Source organism: Stenotrophomonas sp. GD04145 (assembly GCF_029835135.1).
Lineage (GTDB): Bacteria > Pseudomonadota > Gammaproteobacteria > Xanthomonadales > Xanthomonadaceae > Stenotrophomonas > Stenotrophomonas maltophilia_P.
In genome coordinates, this window is the sequence record NZ_JAODZG010000006.1 from 49,580 (window position 1) to 71,908 (window position 22,329).

The following is a 22,329-nucleotide window of genomic DNA, read 5'->3' on the forward strand; positions in this document are numbered from 1 at the left end:
GGGGCTCCTGGAACGGCAAGGCCGGAACGGAAAGCCGCCGGGCATGGCCCGGCGCTACCGCTGAGGGTGCAGGTCTGAAACGTTACAGCACGCCGCGGCGGATCTGGTCGCGCTCGATGCTCTCAAACAGCGCAGTGAAGTTGCCTTCGCCGAAACCTTCATTGCCCTTGCGCTGGATGATCTCGAAGAAGATCGGGCCGATGCAGTTCTGGGTGAAGATCTGCAGCAGCTTGCGCTGGTGGGTTTCCGGATCGGCGTCGATCAGGATCTTGTTCTTCGCCAGGCGCGGCACGTCCTCGCCATGGTTCGGCACGCGCTGGTCGATCACGTCGAAGTAGGTGTCCGGCGTGTCGAGGAAATCCACACCCTGCGCACGCATCGCCTCGACGGTCTCGTAGATGTTCTCGGTGAAGCAGGCGATGTGCTGGATGCCCTCGCCCTTGTAGGCGTCCAGGTATTCGTTGATCTGGCTCTTCGGATCGGACGATTCGTTGAGCGGAATGCGCACGATGCCGTCCGGCGCGGTCATGGCCTTGGACACCAGGCCGGTCTTCAGGCCCTTGATGTCGAAGTAGCGGATCTCGCGGAAGTTGAACAGCCGCTCGTAGTAGTCCGACCACTGCTGCATGTTACCGAAGTACAGGTTGTGGGTCAGGTGGTCGATGAAGGTCAGGCCGAAGCCCACCGGATGCTGATCGACGCCGGCGATCGGCTCGTAGTCGCCGTCGTAGATGCTGCCGGCGCTGCCATAGCGGTCGACCAGGTACAGCATGCAGTCACCGATGCCCTTGATGACCGGCGCGCCGACCGCCTTGCTGTCCGGCTTGAAGCCGATGGCCTCGGCACCGTTGCCCAGCGCGGTCTGGTAGACCTCCTGGCCCGGCTTCTTGAAACGGATGGCGAAGCCACAGGCGCACGGACCGTGCTTTTCGGCGAAGTCGGCAGCGAACGAATCCGGATCTTCATTGACCAGGAAGTTGACGTCGCCCTGGCGATAGACGGTAATCGGACGCTGCTTGTGCCTGAGCACCGCCGTGAAGCCCATACTGCGGAAGTAGTCGTGCAGCTCCTGGCCGCGGCCGGCCGGGGCAGCAAACTCGACGAACTCGAAACCATCGATGCCCATCGGGTTCTCGAAGGTGGTGACCTGCATGCCGGGATTGGGATGCGAGGAGGGCTGGACTGCGGTATTCATGGCGGGGCTCCGAATCGGTACCGCATCGGTACAAACCAGGTGCGGGCAGGTAACGACCCGGCGAGAATGCAGGGTCTGGACCCAACCCTTATAGTTACACTTGAAACCACCAGCAAGGTGCACCGCAACATGAGCCCCGCCGATCCCGCTTCGACACGCCTGCGTGCATCGCACGTCCTGCTCGACCTGGAACAGTTCCTGCCCTACCGGCTGAGCGTGCTGTCCAACCGGGTCAGCGGCAACATCGCCAAGCTGTACGGTGATCGCTACGGTCTGGCCATTCCGGAATGGCGGGTCATCACCATCCTGGCGCTGTATCCCGGGTCGTCGGCCAGCGAGGTCTCCGACCGCACGGCGATGGACAAGGTGGCGGTCAGCCGTGCGGTGGCGCGCCTGCTCGAGCGCGGTTTCATCAAGCGCGAGACCCATGGCGACGACCGTCGCCGCTCGGTCCTGGCCCTGTCGGCAGCGGGCTTCGAGGTGTACGAGACCATCGCGCCGCTGGTGATCGAGATCACCCGCAAGCTGATGTCGGTGCTGAGCGAGGAGGAGGAACAGCTGCTGGAAACGCTGATCCTGCGCCTGGCGGGCGATGGCCTGGAGCGGATGGGCGAAGGGGTCTGAGGCATGCCGCCGGGGCTCGGCCCCCGGCTCGGGGCAGCACGGTTCAGCTCAGGTGCTTGCGCCGCGCATGGATCCACGGCACCGCGAGTGCACCGATCGCGCCACCGGCAAAGCCGAGCGACGCGGCAACCGTGGCTGCTTCGACCGCCCCCGGCAGGGCCAGCGCGGCAGCCACCAGCAGCAGCGACGGCACGCCGACGAAGGTGCCGAGGAAGAAATGCCAGCGCGGCGACCACGTGTTGAGCTGCAGCAGGCTGACCGGCTGCCATGCTTCGCCGGCTGCGTCTTCGGCCATCTTCGCCACCACCTTGCCCAGATCCACCTCGGGCAGCGCGCGTCCCTGGCGCGCGGTCGCCAGCGCCTCGGCAACGGCGTCCACGGGCGGGAACGCGGACGGCCATGGCACCGGTGCGGGCACGCCGTAGGCCGTCAACAGCGGCACGCTCAGCCATGGCGCGACCAGTGGACGCATGCGACGGCGAGCGTGCACGCACCAGACCTGCGACTGGCCATGCGCGACCACGCTGTACAGCGCCAGCTCGGTGGCCGCCGGATAGCCCAGCATGGTCACCCGCGCGGCCAGGCTGTCCTGCCCCACGGCACGCAGGAAGCCCGCGCGGCTGCGCCCCTCCTGCATCCACGCCACGCCCAGCGCCCCGACCAGAAAGGCTTCGGCCACGTCCCTGCCGCCCGCAGTGGCGCGTTCGTCACTGGCCAGGTACCACGCCAGCGACTTCGGTTCGGCCACATCCGGCAGGCCCCAACGGCTGTCGTCGCCCAGCACATGACGCACCGGCAGGCGTGCGGCCGCGGTCTCGCCACGTTCTCCCGGCTGCAGGAACGGCAGCACGCCCTGGATGAAGGTGGACAGCTCGATGGCGCGTACGCCGTTGCCCTGCCATTCCGGCGGCAGCAGGCCGGCCAGCTGGCCCTGCGACGCCAGCGCATCGAGTCGCGATTTCTGTTCCACCAGCGTCTGCACCGCGCCCTTCAGCACGACGTTGTCAGGCAGTGCGATCTGCGGCAGGCGATGGTGCGGCGGGGCCGCTTCGGGGGCACTGTCGCCGATGCCGACGTCATCCAGCAGTGCGTCCTGTGCCGGCAGGGTCACGCCCTCGCCAGCACCACCCTCGCCCAGGCTGCTGGCAGGATCGGGCAATCGTTCGGCGTGGTCGCTGTGCATGGGCGTTCCGGTAGGGTGCGTCGACGTCGGGTCGACCGGGAGCCTTGCCGGTAACGGCGTGCGTGCGATGAAATTGAGGCGGCGATGCTCGGAATGTGACGGTGCGCGCATCCACCGGGCATGGCCCGGCGCTACCGATCAGGCGCCCACTGCTTGAGGAAGGCCATCACCTGCGCCGGCAGGTAGGTCTCGCCTCTGCGCATTGCCGCCGTTGCCTGCGGTGCCAGCAGGGTGCCGTCGGCATCGAGCACCAGCAGGTAGGGGTAGTCGCGGCCCATCTCCGGGAACTGGCCGAGGAAAGCGCTGTTGGGCTTCTCGTCGCTCTCATTGACCTTCACCCACACGTAGTGGGCATCGCGGAAACGGCGCAGGTCGCCATCCCCCTCCACGATCTGGTCCAGCGCATGACAGCGGTCGCAGCCGGCGTTGCCGACCTCGAGGATGATGCGTTTCTTGCCACGCTGGGCTTCCACCTTGGCGGTGGCCAGATCGTCGGCGGGGTCGCGGGCCGGGTCGAACTGTGCACTGAGCCCGGCGATGGCGGCGATATCCGCCGCCACCGGGGTGTTGCCCGAGGCCACCGGTTCGCTGGGGTCAGCGACCGGTGGCTCGGTGGGACGGGTATCCAGTGGCTGCGTCGGCCCGGTGGCGGCGGGTGGCGGGGGTTGCGAACACGCGCCGATCAGCGCCGCACAGACCATCCCCATCGCACCACCGAGCTTCGTACGCATGCCAGCTACCCTCTCATCACTTGACGCCGTGCATCAGCTTGTTGATCAGCGGGGCGATCAGGAACAGCACCACGCCGGAACCGATTAGGGCCCAGAAGCCGAAGGTATACCCCTTCAATGCCGAATCGATCGTCATGCCGCCTTCACCACTGACGGCGCCGGCGAAGATGCCCGACAGGTTGTTGCCGATGCCGGTGGACAGGAACCAGCCACCCATGCCGAAGCCGACCAGGCGGACCGGGGCCAGCTTGGTCACCATCGACAGGCCGATCGGCGACAGGCACAGCTCACCGACGGACTGGATGACGTAGACCATGAACAGGGTCCAGAACGGGATCTTGCCGTCCACGACCATCTGCGACAGGGCAAACATCAGCAGGGCGAAGGCCGCGCCGTTGAACAGCAGGCCCAGGCCGAACTTGCGCGGGATGGACGGATTGGCGCGACCCAGGGCCACCCAGATCCAGGCGATCAGCGGCGCCAGGGTGATGATGGCCACCGAGTTCACCGACTGGAACCACGCGGTCGGGAAGGTCCAGTTGCCGAAGTCACGGTTGACGATGTTCTCGGCCAGGAAGGTGAACGAGCTGCCGGCCTGTTCGAAGAACATCCAGAACATGACGTTGAACGCGAAGATGATCAGCATGGCGATCACGCGGTCGCGCTGCACCTTGCCCTCGCGGATGCCTTCGACCAGCAGCAGCACGGCCAGCGCAGCGAACATCACGCCCAGGATCCAGGCCAGCGCGGTGGCGCCGGTCGCCAGCAGGAAGTAGGCGACCGGGATGGCCACCAGCGCGCCTACCAGCACCATCACGATGCGACCGAAGCCTTCGGCACCGGCCGGCGGTGCGCCGATGCCCTTCAGGCCGGCCCGGCCGATGTAGAACCACACCAGCGAGATCAGCATGCCCACGCCGGAGGCGATGAACACGACCTTGTACGACGGCATTTCCGAAGTGCCGAACACCTTGCGGGCCAGGTACTCGGTCAGCACCGGGGCGATCATCGCGCCGATGTTGATGCCCATGTAGAAGATGGTGAAGCCCGAATCGCGGCGCTCGTCCTTCAGGCCATACAGCTTGCCGACCATGGTGGAGATGTTCGGCTTGAACAGGCCGTTGCCCACGATGATCGTGGCCAGGCCGAGCTTGAACAGATGCTCTTCCGGCAGCGAGATCATGAACAGGCCGGCCGCCATGATGATCGCGCCGGTCAGGATCGAGCGCTGGTAGCCCAGCACCCGGTCGGCCACGTAGCCGCCGAAGATCGCCGCCGCGTACACCAGCGCCAGGTAGGCACCGTAGATGCGGCTGGCATCGCCCTCGCCGGCGGCGTTGCCGTTGTAGAACTGGGCGACGATGTACAGCACCAAGGCCCAGCGGATGCCGTAGAACGCAAAGCGTTCCCAGAACTCGGTCATGAACAGCATCCACAGCGGGCGCGGGTGGCCCAGCGTGGTCTTGAAGTCCGGCAGCGCCGGCTCCGGGGTGTTCGCAGTGGCGTTTACGCTCATGCGGGATTCCTGGTTCGGTGGATGACGAGCACGTCCGATGTGCAATGGAGCAACGCGCGAGGATCACCGACTTGTGGCGTTCACGTCAAATACACGCCGTTTGAGGCAGGTGGCCGCCTGCTCGCTGAACTTGCATCTGAAACGATCCAGCCGCCGGCCGGGATCCGGATGAATGGGGATCAGCCCAGCTCCGGCGGGGGCGCGGCCTGCAGCGTGGTCCGCACCTGGAACAGCTCGGGGAAGAAGGTCAGCTCCAGCGCCTGGCGCAGGAAGCCGACCCCGGACGAGCCTCCGGTACCACGCTTGAAGCCGATCACCCGCATCACCGTACGCATGTGGCGGAACCGCCAGAGCTGGAAGGCCGTCTCCAGGTCCACCAGGTCCTCGCACAGCGAATACTCGCGCCAGTAGCGGTCGGTGTCCTGGTAGATGCGCTCGAAGACCGGCTGCAGGGCGTCGTCGGCCACATGCGGCTGGGTCCAGTCGTGGGTCTCGTACATCGCCGGCACGGCGTGGCCGAAGCGGGCCAGGTACTTCAGGAATTCCTCGTACAGGCTGGGTGCCTCCAGCACGCTGCGCAGCTGCGCCTGCCCGGCCGGATCATGCTCGAACACCTGCAGCATCTGCGCGTTCTTGTTGCCCAGCAGGAACTCGATGTAGCGGTACTGCAGCGACTGGAATCCCGAGGAAGGCCCCAGCACGTCGCGGAAGCCCATGTACTCGGATGGGGTCAGGGTTTCCAGCACCGACCACTGCTCGGTGAGCTGGCGCAGCACCTGCTTGCTGCGGGCCAGCACCTTGCGGCACTGCCAGACTTCATCACGCTGCAGGAAGCCGATGGCCGCGCCAAGCTCGTGCCCCAGCAGCTTCAACCACAGCTCCGACGTCTGGTGCTGGATGATGAAGAGCATCTCGTCGTGGTGCGGCGGGTTGGACAGCGGCTGCTGGGCACTGAGCAGCTGGTCCAGCCGCAGGTAGCCGCCGTAGGTCAGCCGGCCGTGCAGGTCGGTGTGGATGCCGGCTTCGAGATCGCGTTGGTTGTTGTCGACGGACATGAGCGGGACCAGATCGGGGGCGGCAAGGGTAGCGCGTTGCCGCCGCGCTGGCAGCCCGAGGATCCATACCGGGCCGTGCGGTGAGCCGTGGATCACCCGGCAATGGCGGGCCCGCGCGTGGAACCGTTTGCGACGTTGCGCGGGCAGTCAGCCGGAGGCGTATTCTGATGCTATGCAGCAACGACTGAATACGTTGTTGTTATTGGCCCTCCACCCGCCGGCAGGGGTACAACGGGGAATCGCCGTGTTGCGCCGCAGGAAGGCTATTTCGTACGCGTTCCTTAACATGGCGATTCATATCATTTGTAACTTCTCTGTCGAAGGTGCAGTACGCGATGACGGTTGCCGCTGAATTCAAGATCGAATACCTGCAGTACCTGGATGCGGACGGCACGCTCGTCCGCAATGACCTGCCCGAATCCCTGAAGGATCCGCGCGTCCTGGTGCCGCTGTTCAAGCAGATGCTGTACGTACGCACGTTCGACAGCAAATCCATCGCCCTGCAGCGCACCGGCAAGCTGGGTACCTATGCCGCCTGCCTGGGTCACGAGGCGGCGCACGTGGGCATCGGCGCCGGCATGCGCGAAGGCGACGTGCTCGGCCCGAGCTACCGCGAGTACGGCGCGATGTTCATGCGTGGCGTGCGCCCGTACGACGTGCTGATGTACTGGGGCGGCGACGAGCGCGGCAACGACTTCACCGGCAATGCGGTGAAGGACTTCCCGTTCTGCGTGCCGATTTCCACGCAGTGCCTGCACGCTGCGGGCGCCGCGCTGAAGTTCAAGCTCAACAACGAGCAGCAGGTCGCGGTGGCGGTGTGTGGCGATGGCGGCAGCTCGAAGACCGACTTCTATGCCGCACTGAACTCTGCCGGTGCCTACAAGCTGCCGCTGATCCTGTGCATCGTCAACAACGGCTGGGCCATCTCGGTGCCGCGCTCGGCGCAGACCGGCGCCGAAACGCTGGCACAGAAGGGCCTGGCTGGCGGCTTGCACTGCCTGCAGGTGGACGGCAACGATCTGGTCGCGGTGCTGGCAGCGATGGAACAGGCGCGCGAGCGCGGCCTCGCCGGCGAAGGCGGCACCGTGCTGGAACTGATGACCTACCGCCTGTCCGACCACACCACCGCCGACGACGCGCGCCGCTACCGCGACGACGCCGAAGTGAAGGATGCCTGGACCCGTGAGCCGATGCTGCGCCTGCGCAAGTACCTCACCGCCCAGGGCGTGTGGAGCGAGGACGAAGAAAAGGCCTGGGTGGAGCAGTGCGGCGCCAGGGTCGACGAGGAAGTGAACCAGTACCTCAATACCCCGGTGCAGCCGGTCGAGGCGATGTTCGACTACCTGTATGCCGATCCGCCGCCGGATCTTCTGGCCCAGCGCGCGGCCGCCATTGCCCTGGAGCAGCGCCATGGATGACATCAAGACGGGCGCTTCCGCTTCCCAGGCCAATGCCGCCGACAGCGCTGCTGTCGCCGGTGGAGACATCGCAATGACCGCTACCCCCATCACCCTGATCGAAGCCATCACCCAGGCGCTGGCCTGGGAGCTGGAACACGACCCGTCGGTGCTGGTGCTGGGCGAGGACGTGGGCGTCAACGGCGGCGTGTTCCGCGCCACCGCCGGCCTGCAGCAGCGCTTCGGTGCGCAGCGCATCCTCGACACCCCGCTGGATGAAACGACCATCGCCGGCCTCACCGTCGGCCTGGCCGCGCAGGGCATGAAGCCGGTGGCCGAAGCCCAGTTCGATGGCTTCGTCTACCCGATGGTCGACCACATCATCTGCCACGCCGCGCGCCTGCGCACCCGTACCCGTGGCCGCCTGCACTGCCCGATGGTGCTGCGCGTGCCGTGGGGCGGTGGCATCCGTGCGCCGGAACACCACAGCGAAGCCAACGAATCGATCTTCACCAACGTGCCGGGCCTGCGCGTGGTGCTGCCGTCCAGCCCGCAGCGCGCCTATGGCCTGCTGCTGGCCGCCATGCGCGATCCCGATCCGGTGATCTACATGGAGCCCAAGCGCATCTACCGCCAGTACAAGGAAGTGGTCGTCAACGACGGCGAAGCCCTGCCGCTGGACGTGTGCTTCGTGCTGCGCGACGGCACCGACGTGACCCTGGTCGCCTGGGGTGCGCAGGTGAAGGAAGCGCTGGAAGCGGCCGACAAGCTGGCTGGCGAGGGCATCAGTGCCGAAGTCATCGACGTGGCCACGCTGCGTCCGCTGGACTTCGCCACCATCGCCGAGTCGGTGTCCAAGACCGGCCGCTGCGTGATCGTGCAGGAGGCCCCGAAGACCGCGGGCTTCGGTGCGGAAATCGCCGCGCGCCTGGCCGAGGAATCGATGTACGACCTGCTGGCCCCGGTCGAGCGCGTTACCGGCTACGACACCCACATTCCGCTGTTCCGCCTGGAGATGAAGTACCTGCCGAGCGTGGACCGGATCGTGACCGCGGCCAAGCGCGCGGTGGCGGCAGGCTGACATGCGGGCCCGCCTCCTTGGGGCTTACCGCAGCCAGTATCCCAACCCGCTCCGGTTCCGCACCGGCCAGATCGTCGAAGTAGGCGTACGTGACGAGGAATGGCCGGCGTTTGCCTGGGTACGCACCAGCGATGGACGCGCCGGCTGGGCGCCCGTCGCCTGGCTGCAACTGCTGGACGACGGTCGCGCCGAAGCCCTGCGCGATTACGACGCCCGCGAGCTGGATGTGGAAAGCGGCGAGATGGTCAAGCTGCATCACGAACACGGCGGATGGTGGTGGTCCGAGCGCGCCAATGGTGCGACGGGCTGGCTGCCGGCCCGCGAACTGGAACTGCTGGAAGAGAACTGCAAATGAGCCAGACCAAGAATTTCAACCTGCCCGACCTGGGCGAAGGCCTGCCGGACGCGACCATCGTCGAGTGGTTCGTGAAGGAAGGCGATGTGATCAAGCTGGACGAGCCGCTGGTGTCGATGGAGACCGCCAAGGCCGTGGTGGAAGTGCCGTCGCCGGTCTCCGGCAAGGTGCTGAAGCTGTCCGGTGCGGCCGGTGACATCATTCCGACCGGCTCGGTGCTGGCCAGCTTCGAGATCGACCCGAACCTGCCGCAGCGTGCCGATGGCCAGGACACCGGCCACAGCCACGGCCATGCGCCGGCACCGGCTGCGGCCGCAGCGCCGACCCCGCCGCCGCTGCCGACTCCGGCACCGGCCGCCGCCGAGGACGCCAAGGCCGAGCGCGATGACGCCGGCACGGTGGTCGGCGCGATGCAGAGCTCCAATGCCGTGCATACCGAGCAGGCGCTGGCCGTCGGTGGCGTCAAGGCCGTACCGGCGGTGCGTGCGATGGCCCGCAAGCTGGGCGTGGACCTGAGCCGCGTGCGCGCCACCGGCAGCGATGGCGCGGTGACCATGGCCGACGTCAAGCAGGCCGCCGCCAACGGCACCGCCAAGCTCGGCGCCGCGCCGGCCCCGGCTGCCGCTGCGGCCTATGCCGCGCCGGCCCCAGCGCAGGTGTCTGCGCCGGTACAGAACGAAGCCCGCACCTCCTTGTCTGCGGCGGGCAAGCCGATGCGCACGCAGCCGCCGGGCGTGGTCGCCAAGGGCCAGCCGGAACCGCTGAAGGGCGTGCGCCGCAACATGGCGCGGGTGATGGCCGATGCGCACAGCAAGGTTGTACCGACCACGCTCAACGACGACGCCGACATCCATGCCTGGCTGCCCGGCAACGACGTCACCGCCCGCCTGGTGCGCGCCATCGTGGTTGCCGCGCAGAAGGTGCCGGCGATGAACGCCTGGTTCGATGGTGAAGCACTGACCCGCACCCTGCACGCGCAGGTGGACATCGGCATCGCCGTGGACACCGACGACGGCCTGTTCGTGCCGGCCCTGCGCAACGCCGACATGCTGGATGCCCGTGGCATCCGCGAGGGCGTGAACCGCCTGCGCGAGCAGGTGGAAGCGCGCTCGATCGCGGCCTCGGAACTGAGTGGCTACACCATCTCGCTGTCCAACTTCGGCATGTTCGCCGGCCGCTACGCGACCCCGGTCGTGGTGCCGCCGTGCGTGGCCATCGTCGGTGCCGGCCGTGCCCGCCACCAGATGACCCCGGTGATGGGCGGCGTGGAAGCGCACAAGGTCATCCCGCTGTCGGTCACCTTCGACCACCGCGCAGCCACCGGCGGCGAAGCTGCCCGCTTCCTGCGCGCGATGATGGACGACCTGGCCCTGGCCAGCTGATCGACCACCACCTCTGAAACACAGAAGACGCCGGGCAGTGCCCGGCGTTTTTTTGTGCGCGCTCTACGGCAGAGCCGAGCCCATGCTCGGCAGCTTCCTGCTGGTCAACCGAAGGTGGGCGGAACCACATCCGGGAACAGCGGAACCGGCAGGTACCGGCTCCCCTCATTTCAACCGCGCGCGGGCAGGCCCTCGGCGCGGCTGTACACACGCAGGCGGTGCCCATCCGGATCAACACCCACGAAGGTATGCCCGAATTCCAGGGTGACCGGGGCCTGCACGATCTGCACGCCGAGTGCGCGCCACGCGTCGTGCATCTGCTGTACAGCCTCCGGGTTGGCGACCACCATCGCCAGTTCCGCGGCGCCGGCCTGCGTGGACACCGGCGGCTCCACGTCATCGCGCTGCCACAGGCCGAGCGCGGCGCCGTCGCCGAGCAGGAACAGAGCAAAGCCGGGCGACTGCTCGACGGGGGGCGTGCCGAGGATGCCGCTGTAGAAGGCGGCGCTGGCAGCGACATCACTTGCGTACTGCAGCAGGGTGCTGGGCCTGAACATGGGGACGCTCCGTTGTTGGGAGCCTTCATGGTGGTACCGCCCTGCTGACAGATTCTGTCAGCAGCATCGCGATTGTTCGCCCGCTGTTCGCCAAGCTCGAAGGCCGTCGAGCAGGCCCGACGCTACGAACGATCCAACCAGTCCGGTGCGATGCCCAGGGCCTTCTGCCAGCGCCGCAGCAGGGTGGCGCGTGGCACGTGATAACGATCCTCCAGCGCGCGCACCCGGCGGATGCGGTCCAGCCGGAAGTGGCGGAAGTCTTCGCGGCTCTCGCACCACGCCGCCAGCATCGGAACTTCGTCGAAGTAGCCCAGCGCGAAGGGCCAGACGATGCGCTCGCTGCGCTGGCCGTGCGCATCTTCGTAGCCGAACTTCAGGCGCTGCTGTGCGCTTACGGCTTCGCGCACGGCCTGGAGCCGGGCCGCCGGCACCTTCGCCGCTGTTCGTGAAGGGCCCACGCGCAGACCGCTGTCACGCAGTGCCTCGCGGCGGGCGGCGGGCAACACATGCGCAATGCGCGCCAACGCATCACGGGCAGCCTCGGCCAGCGCCGGCTCGGTGCGGGCCGCAACCCAGCGCAGGCCCAGCACCAGCGCGTCGATCTCGGCCGGTGGCAGGGTCATCGGCGGCAGCGTGTCGCTCGGCGCGAGCTGGTAACCGACGCCCGCCTCGCCGCGCAGGTCGGCGCCCTGCCCGCGCAGCGTCTCGATGTCGCGGTACAGCGTACGCAGGCTGATACCCATCGCATCGGCCAGCACCTGCCCGGCCACCGGCCGTCGATGGCGGCGCAGCAGCTGCAGCAGCTGGGTCAGGCGCAGCGCACGCGACATCAGCCGACCAATGCGCTTGATGTCACCACGTGCTCACCCGGTTGCGGGGCCAGCGCGGCCCCGATCAATGCCTTGGCGATCTCGCTGGCTGGATTGATCCGCCACGCCCGTGGCAGTGCCGGACCCAGTGCACCGAGCATCGCCAGTGCGAAACGCTCACCACGACGGACCTCGGTGCGCTCGCCGCCGATCAGTCCAGGCCGCACCAGGGTCAGCGAGGCGAAGCCCAGCGCGCGCAGGTCACGCTCCAGCTCGCCCTTCACCCGGTTGTAGAAGATCGACGACTGCGGGTTGGCACCGGCTGCGGAATTCAATACATAGGTCTTCGCGCCCTGTGCCTGCGCCAGACGGGCGAACGCCAGCGGATAGTCATGGTCGATGCGGTGGAAGGCCTCGCGGCTTCCGGCCTGGGCGATGGTGCTGCCCAGCGCGCAGATGACCGCGTCCACGCGCGCCCACTCGGGCGAGGCGGGCAACGCGTCAAAGGCCAGCACCGGGTTCTGCAGCTTCCCATGGGTCAATGCCAGCGGACGCCGGGTGGGCGCGACCACGGCGCTGCAGCGCGGGTCGTCCAGCAGCCCGGGCAGGGTCAGCCCGCCGACCAGGCCGGTCGCCCCCAGCAACATCACGCGCATCACCACCTCCCGTGCGGCATCCTGTCGCCCATCCTAGCCGTTCAAGCCATCGGCAGCCGCGCCGATATGCTGGAACCAGACCCTGCCAGCCCCAGGATTCGCTCCATGACGGACCACCCCGACCCGCGCCCCGCCCCCGGCACCGCCCTCGGTCCGCCGGCACGCGTGCGCGCGGTTGCCGACGCGGGTGAGGGCGAGCGCGTGGTCCTGCAGGGCGGCAGCAGCGCAAGCCTGCAACGGCTCTTTGCCGGTGCCGATGCGCCGGAGCCGCTGCTGGCCGCGTTCGCCAATGGCATGGCGACGCTGCCGGGCGAACTGGGCGACATGGGTGATCGCCTGCAGTCCGCGCAGGCCAGCGCCGACTGGCCACGCTACGGGCGGGCGATGCGGCAACTGATCGACAAGTACATCCGCACCATCGACCAGCATTCACCGGATGGGCAGCCCGACAGCCTGCGCCTGTCCGAACAGCTGCGCCTGCTGCTGGGCGGCGCGGTAGTGGCGCTGCTGCAGCACGACCCGGACCTGCGCGAGCAGGCGCAGGCGCTGTCCCTTCGCCTGCGCCACTGGCAGCCGGGCAGCGCCCTGGAGCCGATCGAGCAGGGTGTGCGCGAGCTCGGCCATCAGATCGGCGTGCGTGCCGGCAGCTGGCAGGAACAGCAGGCGCTGCTGCTGGAGCTGTTCGCACTGCTGCTGGAGAATGTGAGCGAACTGCTGGACGATCGCAGCTGGCTGCAGGGCCAGATCGCGGCGGTGCGGCAACTGCTGTCCGGCCCGCTGCAGGCCGAGGCCGTTGAACGAACGCGTGCCGAGCTGCGCGAGGTGATCTACCGGCAGGGCCTGCTGCGCCAGGGCATCGACGACTCCAAGGCGGCGATGCGCGGACTGATGGGGGATTTCATCGAACGCATGGATGGCATGGCCACCAGCACCGGTGAATACCATGACCGTATCGGCAGCTACGCACTGCAGCTGCGCGAGGCGCGCAGCATCGCCGATCTGAACCAGCTGCTGCAGGAGGTGATGCGCGATACCGGCAAAGTGCAGCAGCAGGCCGCGCAGGCACGCGACCACCTGGCTGCCGCACGGCTGGACGTGGAGCGCGCTGAACAACGCATCGCCGAGCTGGAACAGGAACTGCGCATGGCCGGCGACCTCGCGCGCATCGATCCGCTGACCCAGGCACTGAACCGCCGGGGCCTGGACGAACTGCTGCAGCGCGAGCTGGCGCGCGCCGAACGCAACAACACGCCGCTGGGCGTGGCGGTGATCGATCTGGATGACTTCCACCAGACCAACAACGCGCATGGTCACGCCGGCGGTGACGCGCTGCTGCAGCACATGGTGGCGGTGTGCAGGCTGCTGCTGCGCGCCACCGATGGCATCGCGCGGCTGGGCGGCGACGAGTTCGTGCTGGTGCTGCCGGAGACCCCCGGTGCGGACAGCATGGCCACCGTGCAGCGCCTGCAGCGCTCACTGGCGCATCGGGTACTGACCGTGCAGGACCGGCGCGTGCCGGTGCATTTCAGTGCCGGACTGGCGCAATGGCAGCCCGGCGATGACAGCGAGGCGCTGCTGCGACGCGCCGACGAGGCGCTGTACGCGGCCAAGCGGCAGGGCAAGAACCGCGTGCAGGCGGGCTGAAGCGCTCCGCCGGGCATGGCCCGGCGCTACCGCCGCCCGTCCGGCGACGCGGCTACTTCCCGCGCAGCTTCTGGATGCCGGTCACCGCCGCCAGCACGATGGCGCCAGCGACGATACCCACCACCATGTTGGCAACCGCGCCGATCAGCCAGCCCCACTGGCCCTGGCCACCGAGCGCCTGCACCGCGTGGTGCAGCGCCGGCACGTTGTGCACCAGAATGCCGCCGCCGACCAGAAACATGGCCACGGTGCCGGCGATCGACAGGAACTTCATCAACCACGGCGCCGATGCGACCAGGCCGCGTCCGAACGCTGCGACCGCTCCGCCCTTACCCGAGAGGTACAGGCCCGCGTCGTCCAGCTTGACGATGCCGGCAACCAGTCCGTAGACGAACACCGTCATCGCCAATGCGACCACCACCAGGGTGAGCACCTGCTGGGAGAACGAGGCGGCGGCAACCACGCCCAGTGTCAGGACGATGATCTCGGCAGAGAGGATGAAGTCGGTACGGATCGCACCTTTCACCTTGTCCTTCTCCCACGCCACCATGTCCACCTCCGCATCGGCCAGCGCCCTGCGCCGCTCGGCCTGGTGCTCGGCGTCCTCGTCCGCCGAATGCAGGAAACGGTGCGCCAGCTTTTCCACGCCCTCGAAGCACAGGAATGCGCCACCGATCATCATCAAGGGCACGATCAGCGGCACGTTCCAGCCACGACCATGCAGCCAGGCTTCCAGGGCGCTGATCGCCAGCGCGGCCGGAACCAGGATCACCTTGTTGAGCAGCGAGCCTTTGGCCACCGCCCAGACCACAGGCAGTTCACGGTTGGCGGAAACACCGGTTACCTGCTGCGCGTTCAGCGCCAGGTCGTCGCCAAGCACACCGGCCGTCTTCTTCGCGGCCACCTTGGTCAGGATCGAGACGTCATCGAGCAGCGTCGCGATATCGTCGAGCAGGGCAAACAGGCTGGCACCGGCCATGGGGGTTCCAGGAGGGAGGATGGACGGATTCTGACCGATCCAACGGCCCGGGAGGAAGTGGATTCACCGCGTGCCTACCCTGCCCCGGCCAGACTGGCGAGGTGATCCCGTTCCGCCGGGCATGGCCCGGCACTACCGGTCGTTGTCCACAAGGAGTGCCGTTTGAACAATCCGCCCACCGCCACTGGCAATCCACCGCTGGTAAAAGGCATGAGCCGACGCAGCCAGATCCTGCGCCTGCTGATGCGCTACCGTCATTCGGGGGTGTTCTCCGGCATGAACCTGGACGCAGCCGGCAGCCAGGCCGAGGTGCCGGCCGACGGCAATCCCGAGCAGTTCGTCAGTGACCTGGAAGCGCTGGGGCCGACGTTCGTCAAGCTGGGCCAGATGCTGTCCACACGTCCAGACATGGTGCCGGTGGAGTTCGCCACGGCACTGGAGCGCATGCAGGAGAAGGTGGCCGAGATTCCGGTCGAACGCATCCATGCCATCGTCGAGCAGGAGCTGGGGGCACCGGTGAGCAAGCTGTTCGCGGCCTTCGACCCCGAGCCGCTGGGCTGCGCCTCGATCGCCCAGGTCCATCGTGCGGTGATGCATGACGGCCGGCAGGTCGCGGTGAAGGTGCAGAAGCCGGAGGTCGCCGCGCAGCTGCGTTCGGACCTGGAAGCGTTGCGCAGCTTCGCTCTGGCCGCCGATCACCTGACCCAGGTCGGCCGACGGGTGCGCCTGCGCGACTGGCTCAACGAGTTCGCCAAGACCCTGATGCAGGAGCTGGATTACCACGCCGAGGCCGAGAACCTGGCCCGCTTCGGCCGCCATCTGCGGCCCTTCCGGCGCCTGTGGGTACCGCAGCCGATCTGGGATTACAGCAGCCAGCGCGTGCTGACCATGGAGCTGGCCACCGGCGTTCGCGTGGACGCGATACCCGGCGTCCGCCGTACCGAGCAGTCGATGGACCCGTTGGCAGCCGCGCTGATCCGGGGCTACCTGGACCAGATCTTCGTGCATGGCGAGATCCACGCCGATCCCCATCCGGGCAACCTGCGGGTGATGCCCGATGGTCGCCTCGCCATCTTCGATCTGGGCATGGTCGCGCACATGCCACCGCGGCTGCGCGAGCGCCTGCTGAAGATCCTGTTCGCCGCCGTCGATGGCCGCGGCGAAGAAGTGGCGGACGATCTGATCAGCATCAGCACCCGGCTGGAAGCCTTCGACGAGGAGCGTTACCTGCGCGAGACCGGCCAGTTGATCGCGCGCTATGCCGCCAGCGGCAACTTCTCCGAGGGACGCGTGGTGCTGGACATGGTGCGCATCGCCACGGCCTGTGGATTGCGTACGCCGCCGGAACTGAGCCTGCTGGGCAAGGCGCTGCTGAACCTGGAGACGGTCTGCCGCCTGCTCGCGCCCGAACTGGACACGCGCCGCATCGTCGAACGCCAGCTGCAGCATGTGATGCGCGCGCGCCTGAAGAAGTCGCTGTCGGCCGCCAACCTCGCCAGCGAGGCGATGGAGCTGCAGCAGCTGCTGCGCGATGGGCCGCGCAAGCTGTCGGACATCATGGCCCTGCTGGCCGAGAACCGCCTGCAGATGAAGGTGACCGGGCTGGAGGAATCACGGCTGATGGAGAATCTGCAGAAGATCGCCAACCGCGTGGCGGCCGGCATCATCAGCGCAGCGCTGATTCTCGCCGCATCGCTGATGATGAAGCTCGATACCGGCTGGCATCTGTTCGGTTACCCGGCGATCGCGCTGGTGCTGATGCTGATCGGCGTGGCGTTGGGGCTGGGCATCGTCACCAGCGCGCTGTTGTTCGATCGGCGCGCGCGGGCACGCGAGGAACGCGGCCATCGATGAGCGGAGTGCGTGGTGCGCGATATGTGCACCTGCGCCATACGTCCATCTCCGAAGTGCCGCATTCATGCGGTTCTTAATGCAATCCAACGCGCATTTTCACGCTCGTTTTACTTGATCGCGCTGTTACCGCACGCGGTCGATCAACAAACATTTCAGTCAGGTTCGTGCATGCACTATCGGGTCATCGGCCTGTCATGCACACATGCTAGCGGCAGCGCCGGTCGGATGGACACGCGTCGGTACGACGTCCATCGCACCACCCCGTTCACTGCCGAAGCCGCCTATGCTCTGGATCCTTCTGCTGTCGTTGTTGCTGCTGGCCTGGCTGTTCCTCGCTTCCGACAAATGGATGTGGTGGAAGGCCGGATCGTTCTCACTGCTGTTGCTGGCGCTCAGCACGTGGTGGCTGATCGACAAGCTCTCCGGTGACGGACTCAACGCCGCCACGCTGTACCACCTGGGTGCGGACATGGAGGGTGCCGGCGTCGCCGACTTCAAGGGCTACATCGCCGGCTTCATCGTGCTGGCCCTGGTTTCGCTGCTACCGCTGTTCGCCACGCGGGTCCGCCGCTGGCATCGGCCCGGACGGGGTGCGGCCTGGTTCGCCGGCTTCGCCGTCGCATGGGTGGTCACGCTCATGGTCAGTCCGCTGGCGCGCGACGGCCAGCGTCTTTACCAGCAGCTGCGACCGGTTGATTTCGCGCGCATCGCGCCGGAATACCAGGTGCCTACCCAGCCGTTGCAGCGGCCGCGCAACATCGTCTGGATCTACGGCGAAAGTCTTGAACGCACTTATCTGGACGAGAACGTGTTTCCCGGGTTGATGCCCAATCTCAATCGTCTGGCCGCCAGGTCGTTGGATGTGCGCGGCCTGGCATCGGCCGAAGGCAGTGGCTGGACCATCGCCGGGCTGGTGGCATCGATGTGCGGCGTGCCGCTGACCACCTCGCAGGGCGATGAGAACAGCATGGACCGGATGGGCAGCTTCCTGCCCAAGGCCGTGTGCCTGGGCGATTACCTGAAGCAGCAGGGCTACACCAACCATTATCTGGGCGGCGCCAACGGCCAGTTCGCCGGCAAGGGCCAGTTCCTGGCCAGCCACGGCTTCGACGAAGTACATGATCTGGCGTGGTTCAAGCAGCAGAAGAAGATCGGGCGCATTCACTACTCTGCTTGGGGCGTACACGATGACGTGCTGCTGGACACCGCCTACCAGCGCTTCGAGCAGCTCTCGCGCGCCGGCGCACCGTTCATGCTGACCACGCTGACCATGGATACGCACCATCCCGCAGGCCACCTGCCGGTGTCGTGCAAGGGCGAACGCTACCAGAGCCAGTACGGCAACATCGGCCTGCTCAACGCGCTCAAATGCACCGACCGCCTGATCTCGCAACTGGTCCAGCGCATCCAGGCCAGTCCGTACGGCAAGGACACGCTGATCGTGATCGCCTCGGACCATCTGGCGATGCCCAACGATCTCAGTCACGTGCTGGCCAGGCAGAAGCGCGAGAACCTGCTGCTGTTCCTCGGTGATGGCGTGGCGCCGCGCCAGCTGGCGGCGGAGAACGGCTCGACGCTGGACTCCGGCGCCACCCTGCTGGGCCTGCTCGATCCGGGCCTGCGCACGATGGGCTTCGGCCGCTCGCTGCTGGACGAAACACGTGCCCCCAGTGCCAGCGTCGCGGCGCGTCGCGATGGCGGCCGCGATTACCCGCAGTACCTGGCATTCGCCCGGTCGCTGTGGCTGGGCGAGCCGACGCGCGAACTGAGGATCGACAACGACGACCAGGTGGTGGTGGGCATGCAGCACGTGCAGCCGCCGGTCCTGCTGGAGTACGACAAGGACTGGGGCCTGAAGTCGGTGTATCTGGAGAACACGTCCCGCCAGTTCGACGATGCCGATCCGGACAACACCCTGGCCTATGTGGATCGCTGCACCGCATTCGAGGATGGGTCGGCCGACGGCGACTGGTGCGCCTTGCTGGTGAACCGCGACAACGGCATCAAGCTGTACCGCGACGACGACCTGCGTGGTGGCATCGCGGTGGACGCGCCGCTGGATGCGTTCCAGGGACCGCGCCCGAGCGTGCGCCAGGCCCACATGATCACCCAGAAGGGCCGCCGCACCCGCGCCGGCCAGTACATGCTGCAGCTGGTGGCAAGCACGCGCCCGGATCGCGGTTTCTGGATCGAGGCCGTGTCATCGCAGCGCAAGGTGGTGCTGGCCCAGCAGTGGGTCCAGCCTGATGCCGACGGCAAGATCAATGTGTCCTTCGGACTGGATCATGAAGTGGACGATCTGGAGATCCGCGCCTGGTTGAATCACGCCGAGAAGCTGGCCGTGGATACCTTCGCGCTGGTGCCTTCGCGCAGCCGACCGCGGGGATAGGGTTTTCTGCAGGGCTGCGCCCTGCACCTGCTGCAAGCTGGAGCAAAGGCAACAGCAACAGCAACAGCGTGCATTCCGTGGGATGGCGGGGCGGTTTCCGGCAGCCGTAGGCAGGTGTCGACCTTGGTCGACACTTCTGCCAGATATCGAAATCAATCTGGGGTCAGATCCGTTTTCTGCGGAAGAAAACGGATCTGACCCCAAAAGCAATTCCAGCAGATCGCGGAAATCTGTCGAAGGCGGGGTGGGTCCGGTTGCGGGGGCGTGAGCCGCATGGATGCGGCGACCGAGCTTACATGGACGTACTTGCAGCGGCCCCCGCAACCGGACCCACCCCGCCATCCCATGGAATGCTTGGTATTGCTGTTGCTGTTGCTGTTGCTCCGGCCTCGGCAGGTGCAGGGCGCAGCCCTGCCGGGAATCCCCTACTCCTGGGGGTCGCGGGTGATGTGGATGTCCGTTGGCGTGGACAGCGGAATGTTCCGCTCCGCCAGGATCTGCAACAGACTGAAATACAGATCGCTGCGGGTGCCGTACACCTGCCGCGGGCTGGCCACGTAGGCGAAGCTGTTGATGGTGATCTGGCCGCCGGCAATGCCGTCGATGTATACCGTCGGCGCGGGCGTCTGCAGCACGCTGGTGTGCGCGCCATAGGCATCCAGCATGGCCTGCCGCAGGCCGGCGACGTCGGTGCTGGTCGGTACCGCGAACTGGATCTGGATGCGGCCCTGGTTGTTGCCCATCGTCATGTTGCGGATGGTCTTGGTGATCAGCTCCGAGTTGGGCACGATCAACGTGGACTTGTCGCCCACCTGGATCTCGGTCGAGCGCACATTGATGCGGCGGATGTCGCCCTCCTGGTCACCCAGCTTCACCCAGTCACCGATCTTCACCGGTCGCTCGGCCAACAGGATCAGGCCGGAAACAAAATTCTGGGTGATCGCCTGCAGGCCGAAACCAATACCCACCGACAACGCACTGACCAGCAGCGCCAGCTTCTGCAGGTTCAGGCCCATCACCGTCAGGGCCCACAGCACCGCGATGATGATGCCAAGATAGCGGGCGACGGTGCTGATTGAATTGCGCGCGCCCAGATCCAGTTCGGTCTTGGGCAGGTAGGTGTCGGCCAGCCAGCGCTGCACCACCTGCATCACCCCCAGCCCGGCCAGCAGCACGCCGATGGCCAGTACGATGCGGCCCGGCTCCAGCGTCAGGTCCTTGGCGATGGGAATGCCATTGGCCAGCGACGCGAAGCGCTCCACGATCGAGCCGACATTGCCGAAGGGCGCGGCCAGTGCCAGCAGCGCGATCAGGACCACGAAGGTGCGCAGCACCGCCGACAGCAGCACGCCGGCCTGCTCCAGCCTGGAGACGCTCAGGCCGGTGCTGAGCAGGATGGTCTGGCCAACCTTGCTGTCGGCGTTCAACAGCCAGGTGCAGAAATCATCGACGAACTTGAACAGCAGTGTGGCTGCCAGCACCACGATGCTGCCGCCGATCAACTGCTGGTTCACGAACTTGGCGAAGTTCACATAGCCCAGCAGCGTGGCGATGATCGCCGCCACCACCGCGATGTTGCCAGCCACGCGCGCCAGTACCAACCAACTGCTGCGGCGCACCGGCTGCTGTGCGCCGAGACCATCGGCCTGCGCTTCCAGCTTCGCTTCGGCTTCGGCCGTCTGCCGCCGGTGCAGGCGTGCCAGGGTCACCAGCATGGCCATGATCAGGCCGAGGTAGGTCAGCGCAATCACGCCATCCAGTGCCACCGTGGTCACGTCGCTGGTGCGGGTGGCACGGTCAATGGCCACCAGCACGTTGCTCAGCCAGGCCAGCGCAGCGGCACCCCAGGCGTACTTGCGCAGCTTCAGCGCGGCGGTGTCATCCAGGTTCAGCAGCCGCCAGGAGGGGCGCCTGGGCATCAGCAGGCACGCGCTGAGCGCGGCGATGAAGGCCGCAGCGAAGGTCGCCGCCACCAGGCCATCGGCCACGTTCTGCAGGCGCGGGGCGATGCCGCCAATGGCATTCAGCGAAGCCACCAGCACCACCACCGCATAGCCCGGCAGCAGGGTGCCCACCAGCAGCAGCCACATGGCCAGGCCGGAACGGCGCAGGCGGCCGTCCGGCGCGCGTTCCGAGGCGGCAAACCGGCGCCCCAGCGCGCGCAGCCACAGGCGCAGCGGGAACATCATCACCAGTGCTGCGGCCAGGCCGAGCAGCAGGGTGCCCCAGCCGTGGGTGTCGATGGCCTTGGCCAGGGTGTCACGCCCCTGTTGCGCCAACGGGCGCACGCGGGCGATGTCATCGGGAAGCTGATCGGCCACCTGCCGCCAGAGCGACGGCGACAGCGGTGAATCGACCTTGCGGCCCAGTTCCTCGCTGATCTGCGCGGAACGTTGCTTGTCGATGTCCGCACTCAACTGCTGGGCACGCACCGCGATGGCTTTGGCTTGGGCCACCGAGGCGGCCAGGGCATCGCTCTCGCGGCTGAGCGTACGTCGCTGCGCGGCCAGGTCGGGGGGCTCGGTGGTGCCCTGCGGCGCTTCACCCAGCTGAGCCAGCTGCTCTTTGAGCTGGTCCAGCTGTGGCTGCAGGGACTTTTCCAGCGCCTCTGCATCCCGCTTGGCCTTCGAGGCGTCCTCTGAAAGCGTGCCGAGTGTTTCGGTGGCTTCGGCGTCGTCGCGCTTGCGCGCGATCTCCTTCAGCGTGCTGTCAATCTGTGCCAGCTGCTGCTTCGGCGTAGGCGCCTCATCCTGGGCGAACACCGGCGCGGACAGCAGAAGGGCGGCGCCCAGCAGCAGGCCCAGCCAGGGCCCGCGCGTGCGGATCGATTGCAGGAAAGAAGACACGCCAGATGCACACCGGTTCGCGCGGACCACCGCGCCTGCGCGCGACTATACGGCACGACCGGTCAAGGTCGGATGC

At 67.1% G+C, this 22,329-nt stretch carries 18 protein-coding genes; 8 read left to right on the top strand and 10 right to left on the bottom strand.

Annotated elements, in window-relative coordinates; genetic code table 11:
* Positions 1-82: 82 nt before the first annotated feature.
* Entirely contained in the window at positions 83-1,195 is a 1,113-nt protein-coding gene (hppD, locus tag N7367_RS05200; protein WP_279941869.1) for a 4-hydroxyphenylpyruvate dioxygenase, read from the bottom strand.
* 129 nt (positions 1,196-1,324) lie between these two features.
* On the opposite strand from hppD, the gene N7367_RS05205 reads away from it, so the two are divergent.
* A complete protein-coding gene (locus tag N7367_RS05205; protein ID WP_065174367.1) occupies positions 1,325-1,819 on the top strand; it encodes a MarR family transcriptional regulator in 495 nt (164 codons plus the stop codon).
* A 43-nt stretch (positions 1,820-1,862) separates the two neighbouring features.
* Here N7367_RS05205 and N7367_RS05210 read toward each other — a convergent pair whose 3' ends face one another.
* From N7367_RS05210 to N7367_RS05225, 4 genes are all read right to left on the bottom strand, one after another.
* Positions 1,863-3,002 carry a hypothetical protein gene (locus N7367_RS05210; protein WP_128988911.1) on the bottom strand — a complete coding sequence of 380 codons (1,140 nt, stop codon included), beginning with the start codon at positions 3,000-3,002 and terminating at the stop codon, positions 1,863-1,865.
* Positions 3,003-3,133: 131 nt separating this feature from the next.
* The gene (locus N7367_RS05215; protein WP_053519849.1) at positions 3,134-3,733 is read right to left on the bottom strand and encodes a thioredoxin family protein; all 600 of its coding nucleotides are present in this window, start codon (positions 3,731-3,733) and stop codon (positions 3,134-3,136) included.
* 16 nt (positions 3,734-3,749) lie between these two features.
* Positions 3,750-5,249: an oligopeptide:H+ symporter gene (locus N7367_RS05220; RefSeq protein ID WP_053519850.1), complete on the bottom strand. Its 1,500-nt coding sequence runs from the start codon at positions 5,247-5,249 to the stop codon at positions 3,750-3,752.
* A 179-nt stretch (positions 5,250-5,428) separates the two neighbouring features.
* The gene (locus tag N7367_RS05225) at positions 5,429-6,304 is read right to left on the bottom strand and encodes a tryptophan 2,3-dioxygenase family protein (RefSeq protein WP_053519851.1); all 876 of its coding nucleotides are present in this window, start codon (positions 6,302-6,304) and stop codon (positions 5,429-5,431) included.
* A 335-nt stretch (positions 6,305-6,639) separates the two neighbouring features.
* Between N7367_RS05225 and pdhA the strand changes: the two genes are divergently transcribed.
* From pdhA to N7367_RS05245, 4 genes are read left to right on the top strand one after another with little or no spacing between them, the layout of a single operon-like run.
* Positions 6,640-7,722 carry a pyruvate dehydrogenase (acetyl-transferring) E1 component subunit alpha gene (gene pdhA / locus N7367_RS05230; RefSeq protein WP_279941870.1) on the top strand — a complete coding sequence of 361 codons (1,083 nt, stop codon included), beginning with the start codon at positions 6,640-6,642 and terminating at the stop codon, positions 7,720-7,722.
* Positions 7,715-8,782: an alpha-ketoacid dehydrogenase subunit beta gene (locus N7367_RS05235; RefSeq protein ID WP_053519853.1), complete on the top strand. Its 1,068-nt coding sequence runs from the start codon at positions 7,715-7,717 to the stop codon at positions 8,780-8,782. Before pdhA ends, N7367_RS05235 begins: the two co-directional genes overlap by 8 nt.
* A gap of 1 nt (position 8,783) precedes the next feature.
* Complete coding sequence (locus tag N7367_RS05240) at positions 8,784-9,137, top strand: SH3 domain-containing protein (protein ID WP_053519854.1); 354 nt, start codon at positions 8,784-8,786, stop codon at positions 9,135-9,137.
* Positions 9,134-10,519, top strand: coding sequence for a dihydrolipoamide acetyltransferase family protein (locus tag N7367_RS05245; protein ID WP_279941871.1), 1,386 nt, complete (start codon positions 9,134-9,136; stop codon positions 10,517-10,519). Before N7367_RS05240 ends, N7367_RS05245 begins: the two co-directional genes overlap by 4 nt.
* Positions 10,520-10,689: 170 nt before the next feature.
* On the opposite strand, the gene N7367_RS05250 is transcribed toward N7367_RS05245, so the two are convergent.
* The 3 genes from N7367_RS05250 to N7367_RS05260 all read right to left on the bottom strand — a co-directional run bounded on the left by N7367_RS05250 (position 10,690) and on the right by N7367_RS05260 (position 12,541).
* Positions 10,690-11,076, bottom strand: a complete 387-nt coding sequence (locus N7367_RS05250; RefSeq protein WP_053519856.1) for a VOC family protein — start codon at positions 11,074-11,076, stop codon at positions 10,690-10,692.
* A gap of 122 nt (positions 11,077-11,198) precedes the next feature.
* The gene (locus N7367_RS05255; RefSeq protein ID WP_279941872.1) at positions 11,199-11,906 is read right to left on the bottom strand and encodes a YafY family protein; all 708 of its coding nucleotides are present in this window, start codon (positions 11,904-11,906) and stop codon (positions 11,199-11,201) included.
* The gene (locus N7367_RS05260; RefSeq protein WP_279941873.1) at positions 11,906-12,541 is read right to left on the bottom strand and encodes an NAD-dependent dehydratase; all 636 of its coding nucleotides are present in this window, start codon (positions 12,539-12,541) and stop codon (positions 11,906-11,908) included. The genes N7367_RS05255 and N7367_RS05260 overlap by 1 nt, the downstream gene beginning before the upstream one ends.
* Positions 12,542-12,646: 105 nt before the next feature.
* Between N7367_RS05260 and N7367_RS05265 the strand changes: the two genes are divergently transcribed.
* Complete coding sequence (locus tag N7367_RS05265; protein ID WP_053519859.1) at positions 12,647-14,185, top strand: GGDEF domain-containing protein; 1,539 nt, start codon at positions 12,647-12,649, stop codon at positions 14,183-14,185.
* A gap of 52 nt (positions 14,186-14,237) precedes the next feature.
* Here N7367_RS05265 and N7367_RS05270 read toward each other — a convergent pair whose 3' ends face one another.
* A complete protein-coding gene (locus N7367_RS05270) occupies positions 14,238-15,164 on the bottom strand; it encodes a DUF808 domain-containing protein (protein WP_279941874.1) in 927 nt (308 codons plus the stop codon).
* 210 nt (positions 15,165-15,374) lie between these two features.
* Between N7367_RS05270 and N7367_RS05275 the strand changes: the two genes are divergently transcribed.
* Together N7367_RS05275 and N7367_RS05280 are read left to right on the top strand one after the other, a co-directional pair.
* Positions 15,375-17,018, top strand: a complete 1,644-nt coding sequence (locus tag N7367_RS05275; protein WP_241686012.1) for an AarF/UbiB family protein — start codon at positions 15,375-15,377, stop codon at positions 17,016-17,018.
* A 283-nt stretch (positions 17,019-17,301) separates the two neighbouring features.
* Positions 17,302-19,407: a phosphoglycerol transferase I gene (locus N7367_RS05280; protein ID WP_197600267.1), complete on the top strand. Its 2,106-nt coding sequence runs from the start codon at positions 17,302-17,304 to the stop codon at positions 19,405-19,407.
* Positions 19,408-19,832: 425 nt separating this feature from the next.
* Here N7367_RS05280 and N7367_RS05285 read toward each other — a convergent pair whose 3' ends face one another.
* Positions 19,833-22,253, bottom strand: coding sequence for a DUF3772 domain-containing protein (locus N7367_RS05285; protein ID WP_263176248.1), 2,421 nt, complete (start codon positions 22,251-22,253; stop codon positions 19,833-19,835).
* Positions 22,254-22,329: the final 76 nt, after the last annotated feature.

Bases quoted from the DNA above. Each gene is read 5' to 3' on its own strand.
- hppD (WP_279941869.1), bottom strand. From the start codon at position 1,195: ATGAATACCGCAGTCCAGCCCTCCTCGCATCCCAATCCCGGCATGCAG.
- N7367_RS05205 (WP_065174367.1), top strand. From the start codon at position 1,325: ATGAGCCCCGCCGATCCCGCTTCGACACGCCTGCGTGCATCGCACGTC.
- N7367_RS05210 (WP_128988911.1), bottom strand. From the start codon at position 3,002: ATGCACAGCGACCACGCCGAACGATTGCCCGATCCTGCCAGCAGCCTG.
- N7367_RS05215 (WP_053519849.1), bottom strand. From the start codon at position 3,733: ATGCGTACGAAGCTCGGTGGTGCGATGGGGATGGTCTGTGCGGCGCTG.
- N7367_RS05220 (WP_053519850.1), bottom strand. From the start codon at position 5,249: ATGAGCGTAAACGCCACTGCGAACACCCCGGAGCCGGCGCTGCCGGAC.
- N7367_RS05225 (WP_053519851.1), bottom strand. From the start codon at position 6,304: ATGTCCGTCGACAACAACCAACGCGATCTCGAAGCCGGCATCCACACC.
- pdhA (WP_279941870.1), top strand. From the start codon at position 6,640: ATGACGGTTGCCGCTGAATTCAAGATCGAATACCTGCAGTACCTGGAT.
- N7367_RS05235 (WP_053519853.1), top strand. From the start codon at position 7,715: ATGGATGACATCAAGACGGGCGCTTCCGCTTCCCAGGCCAATGCCGCC.
- N7367_RS05240 (WP_053519854.1), top strand. From the start codon at position 8,784: ATGCGGGCCCGCCTCCTTGGGGCTTACCGCAGCCAGTATCCCAACCCG.
- N7367_RS05245 (WP_279941871.1), top strand. From the start codon at position 9,134: ATGAGCCAGACCAAGAATTTCAACCTGCCCGACCTGGGCGAAGGCCTG.
- N7367_RS05250 (WP_053519856.1), bottom strand. From the start codon at position 11,076: ATGTTCAGGCCCAGCACCCTGCTGCAGTACGCAAGTGATGTCGCTGCC.
- N7367_RS05255 (WP_279941872.1), bottom strand. From the start codon at position 11,906: ATGTCGCGTGCGCTGCGCCTGACCCAGCTGCTGCAGCTGCTGCGCCGC.
- N7367_RS05260 (WP_279941873.1), bottom strand. From the start codon at position 12,541: ATGCGCGTGATGTTGCTGGGGGCGACCGGCCTGGTCGGCGGGCTGACC.
- N7367_RS05265 (WP_053519859.1), top strand. From the start codon at position 12,647: ATGACGGACCACCCCGACCCGCGCCCCGCCCCCGGCACCGCCCTCGGT.
- N7367_RS05270 (WP_279941874.1), bottom strand. From the start codon at position 15,164: ATGGCCGGTGCCAGCCTGTTTGCCCTGCTCGACGATATCGCGACGCTG.
- N7367_RS05275 (WP_241686012.1), top strand. From the start codon at position 15,375: ATGAGCCGACGCAGCCAGATCCTGCGCCTGCTGATGCGCTACCGTCAT.
- N7367_RS05280 (WP_197600267.1), top strand. From the start codon at position 17,302: ATGCTCTGGATCCTTCTGCTGTCGTTGTTGCTGCTGGCCTGGCTGTTC.